Source organism: Pseudomonas sp. XP1 (assembly GCF_053557675.1).
The window spans coordinates 47,257-50,558 of record NZ_JBNRIJ010000031.1 but is presented as its reverse complement, the minus strand read 5'-3'; the positions used below and the strand labels follow the sequence as shown (position 1 = coordinate 50,558).

The 3,302-nt window shown below is 64.7% G+C and carries 3 protein-coding genes and 1 pseudogene; 1 reads left to right on the top strand and 3 read right to left on the bottom strand.

Annotated features, from left to right (window positions below):
- Positions 1–88 precede the first annotated feature (88 nt).
- The gene (locus tag ACK1U9_RS21100; protein ID WP_046615442.1) at positions 89–838 is read right to left on the bottom strand and encodes a FadR/GntR family transcriptional regulator; all 750 of its coding nucleotides are present in this window, start codon (positions 836–838) and stop codon (positions 89–91) included.
- A gap of 203 nt (positions 839–1,041) precedes the next feature.
- Between ACK1U9_RS21100 and ACK1U9_RS21095 the strand changes: the two genes are divergently transcribed.
- Positions 1,042–1,371 carry a hypothetical protein gene (locus ACK1U9_RS21095; RefSeq protein ID WP_023660807.1) on the top strand — a complete coding sequence of 110 codons (330 nt, stop codon included), beginning with the start codon at positions 1,042–1,044 and terminating at the stop codon, positions 1,369–1,371.
- Positions 1,372–1,531: 160 nt separating this feature from the next.
- Here the strand turns inward: ACK1U9_RS21095 and ACK1U9_RS21090 are convergent.
- Positions 1,532–1,889 (bottom strand): annotated as a pseudogene (locus ACK1U9_RS21090) (hypothetical protein); the annotation flags it as partial.
- 174 nt (positions 1,890–2,063) lie between these two features.
- Positions 2,064–3,278 (bottom strand): YeeE/YedE family protein, encoded by a 1,215-nt coding sequence (locus ACK1U9_RS21085; RefSeq protein ID WP_046615443.1) that lies wholly within the window; start codon positions 3,276–3,278, stop codon positions 2,064–2,066.
- Between the last annotated feature and the right edge of the window lie 24 nt (positions 3,279–3,302).

Genomic DNA, 3,302 nt, shown 5'->3' with positions numbered 1-3,302 from the left:
CCCACAAGTATCGCTGCACACTCAAGATAAGGTGATCCCTGTGGGAGCGGGCGCGCCCGCGAAGAGGCCGGCACAAGCGACGAAGGCCTCAGGCCCCCTGCGCCTCGGCCTCCTCATGCGCCTGGCGCAAGCGCTCGCGGCTGTTGCTCAGGTGCATGCGCATGGCCATCTTCGCCCCTTCGCTATCACGCCGGGCGATGGCTTCGTAGATCGCCTCGTGCTCGTGCATCAGCCGGCTCATGTAGTGCGCCTGGTCATCGCGGGCCAGCCGCGCCGAGTTCAACCGGGTACGTGGGATGATGCTGGTGCCCAGATGATTGATGATGTCGGCGAAGTAATGGTTGCCGCTGGCCTGGGCAATGCGCAGGTGGAACTGGAAATCTGCCGACACCGCATCCGTAGCGTGGGCAGCCCCTTCGTTGAGTTCATCCAGCGCCGCACGCATGCCGGCCAGCTCTTCATCGCTGCGCCGCTGCGCCGCCAGGCCCGCCGATTCGATCTCCAGGGCAATGCGCAATTCCAGCACCGCCAGTACTTCACGCAGAGTGACCACGGTCGCCGGGTCGATACGGAAACCACCCGTGGCTGGCGCGTCCAGCACGAAGGTGCCAATGCCGTGGCGGGTCTCGACCTGCCCGGCGGCCTGCAGCCGCGAGATCGCTTCACGCACCACCGTGCGGCTGACACCCTCTTCGGCCATGATCTGCGATTCGGTCGGCAGCTTGTCGCCGCGCTTGAGCTGGCCGCTGCGAATGCGCTCGGTCAGCACCGTGACCAGTTCCTGGGCCAGACTGCGCGGCTTGCGCCGGGTCTTTGCCTGTACCTGCTGCTCTGTCATTGCCCTGTATTTCACCTTGAAAGACAGCGCTCATCATAGCGCAAGCAGTTGTACGATCACATACACGCAGTGCGGTATTTATTCGCTGGTTCGCACGCCACCAGTCAATTGCGAGCGACCATGGTCTGGCGGCAAATTGCTGGCCCCCAGTGCCTGCTTGTGAAGGCAAACTTCGTTTTCCTTCAGATGCTTAGGACAGCAACATGCGAGTACTTCTAGCAACGATGGCCGGCTGCCTGCTGGCCACGCTCGCTTTCGGCGCCCAGGCACGGGCGCTGAGCCAGAACGATCGCCACACCTGCGGCTGGGGCGCGCAGATAGCCGCCGAGGCGCAGCAGGCCAAGCTTTCCGGGGTAACCCTGTATGCCACGCGCAAGAAGCTGCAGGCGCGCAAGTTCCCCAAGCCGTGGATGCGCATGACCGCCTTCGGTATTACCGAACAGACCTACAACAGCCGCTCTCGGCTCAAGCCTGCAGCGATCAAGCAGACCTATTACGAGCAGTGCGTGCAGCATGCCGTAGCAAGGCGATAAAGCTCTCAAACCATTGCCCAGCCCTTGGCTGTATTGTCGCAAGCGGCCCGCGTACCCTGTGGGAGCGGCTTTAGCCGCGAAGAATCCAACGCGGTGCATGGCACCGGCTACGCCGGTGTTCGCGGCTAAAGCCGCTCCCACAGGGTCCCTGCTGATTCAATTAGTTATTCGATAGCCGCCACGGTGCGCCGGCCTCGAATCGTGCTTCCGGCCACGCCTTGAAAGCCACCAGGGCGGCAGTGTTTAGGCGCGCAGTCGGCCGTACCAGGTAAATGCCTGCCGCCACATCCAACTGCCATTGCGGCAGCACCCGCACCAAGCGCCCGGCGGCGAGGTCCTCGCCCATCAGCCAGTCCCCTCCCGCCAGGATGCCAACGCCGGTTGTCAGCCAGCTCGCCAATTCGGATGGCGGCGTCGAAACCCTCGCCGATCAGGTCGACGAAACGATCGGCATATTCGGCCTTCACCGCCACCTGCAGGTAGGCCAGCACGAAATCGGCCAGCAGCCAGACCTGGCCGGGCCCTGGGGCTTGTGCTTGCAAGTGTTCATCTGCATGACATCGGCAGTGCCGGTGCTGTTGAGAACGATGCGGTTAGCCATGATCGAATCCTGCTGGATGGGTGTTCGAGTCAGGCTAATCAGGCGGGATGCAGATGATTTCTGCACCCCTTGCAGCAATTGGCTAAGTGCTTCAGCAGCCGGTCAGCGCAACAGGCCGACGCTCGCCGGCAAAGAACAGCGGACGCAGGCGCACACCGATCAGGTTGCCGGCATAGGCCGCCACCAGCCACAGCCAGCCGTGCACGCTACCCGAGGCGATGCCACTGAAGTACGCGCCGATGTTGCAGCCATAGGCCAGGCGCGAACCATAACCCAGCAGCAAGCCACCGATGATGGCGGCCACCAGAGACGCCAGCGGGATCTTCAGGCTTGGGGCAAAGCGTCCGGCCAGGCCTGCCGCCAGCAGCGCACCCAGCACGATCCCCAGGTCCATCACCGTGGTGATGTCCTGCCACAGCGGCGAGGCCAGCGCCTTGGCATTGGCCGGCGCCTGCCAGAACACCCAGCTGCCGACATCAACGCCCAGGCCATCGAGGGCCTTGGCCCCCCACAAGGCGAAGGCCGAGGTAATGCCCCACGGCCGCCCCGCCAGCGCCAAAGTGGCGTAGTTCAGCAAGGCCAGGGCGATGGCCCCCCAAAGTAACGGCCATGGGCCGCGCAGCAAGCGGCGCAAGCCCTGGCGTTCGCCGCTGGCAGGCGCTTCCAGCGCGCCGTGCCGGCGCTTTTCCAGCACCACGGTGGCCCAGCCGATCAGCCCGAACACCGCCAGGCTGGCCAGCAGCGCCGGCCCCACACCCCACGCCTGCACGATGGAGGTGGCCGGGAACGATGGCAAGGCGAACCACCAGTCGGCGTGGTGGGTGGCGGTGACCGAACCGATGATGAAGAACAGCAAGGTCACCAGCATGCGCGCATTGCCGCCACCGACGGTGAACAGCGTACCCGATGCACAGCCGCCTCCCAGCTGCATGCCTATGCCAAAGATGAACGCGCCGAACACCACCGACACTCCCGCCGGTGCCACCAGGCCGTTGACCGGGTTGCCGAACAGGCTGCCGGCCGACAGCGCCGGGAAGAACAGCAGCACGGCCAGGGCCAGCATGACCATCTGCGCACGCAGGCCCGCGCCGCGCCGCTCGTTGATGAATACCCGCCAGGCCGAGGTGAAGCCGAAGGCGGCGTGATACAGCGTCACGCCAAGCGCGGCGCCAACGATCAGCAGCAGTACCTGCTTGAAGCCGGCATTGAGGTTGAGGAACCAGGCACCGGCCAGCAGCAGGGCCAAGGCGATCAAGGGGGCGCCCAGGCGACGCGGCTCGGGTGTTGCGGTTGCGGAAAGACCCATCGGAATACTCGGATAACAGTGAAA

What these genes read in the sequence shown, in the direction of transcription:
- ACK1U9_RS21095 (WP_023660807.1), top strand. Translation starts at nt 1,042, where the DNA reads ATGCGAGTACTTCTAGCAACGATGGCCGGCTGCCTGCTGGCCACGCTC.
- ACK1U9_RS21100 (WP_046615442.1), bottom strand. Translation starts at nt 838, where the DNA reads ATGACAGAGCAGCAGGTACAGGCAAAGACCCGGCGCAAGCCGCGCAGT.
- ACK1U9_RS21085 (WP_046615443.1), bottom strand. Translation starts at nt 3,278, where the DNA reads ATGGGTCTTTCCGCAACCGCAACACCCGAGCCGCGTCGCCTGGGCGCC.